The organism is Mycobacterium simiae (assembly GCF_008370645.1).
Classification (GTDB): domain Bacteria; phylum Actinomycetota; class Actinomycetes; order Mycobacteriales; family Mycobacteriaceae; genus Mycobacterium; species Mycobacterium simiae_A.
The window spans coordinates 1-466 of the sequence record NZ_VTZN01000523.1 but is presented as its reverse complement, the minus strand read 5'-3'; the positions used below and the strand labels follow the sequence as shown (position 1 = coordinate 466).

Below are 466 nucleotides of genomic sequence, written 5' to 3'. Positions count from 1 at the left end.
TACCGCTCCAGCAAATCGCTGGCGGTGCGCCCCCGATTGTCCGCCAATCGGGATCGTTGGTTGCGCAGGTCGTTCGCCTCACCTCGCTTGCCCTTTCCCGCATCTTGCCAGTAGCTGATTCCGGCCGTTGGGGCATCGGGTCGCGCGCACCACCACGGCCCTACCAACAACGCCGACCACCGACCCGGCGGCAGATCAGCCACCACCGCACACAGCCTTCATGTGCGCATCCTTGGCATTGACATCATCGATCGCCGCTTGAAGAGCCGGATCGTCGCGGTGCAAGTAACTGCCCATGGCGTTGGTACTGGTGTATGCCTCAGCCAGCGTAAGTGCGGCTGCACGGTCCCCAGGCGCGAGAGCCGGGGCCGCATTCACCGCTTGCTCCAACATCACTGCACCATTTACACCGGCAGCAGTTGCAAGAGCTGGATTGTCGCCATGAGTTTCGATTTGAACCTGACGC

2 pseudogenes are annotated in these 466 nt (G+C 62.2%); both read right to left on the bottom strand.

Annotation, left to right across the window (positions count from 1 at the left end):
• A pseudogene (locus F0Q45_RS28860) lies at window positions 1-206 on the bottom strand (hypothetical protein); the annotation flags it as partial.
• Window positions 196-466 (bottom strand): annotated as a pseudogene (locus F0Q45_RS26715) (hypothetical protein); the annotation flags it as partial. The pseudogenes F0Q45_RS28860 and F0Q45_RS26715, both read right to left, overlap by 11 nt.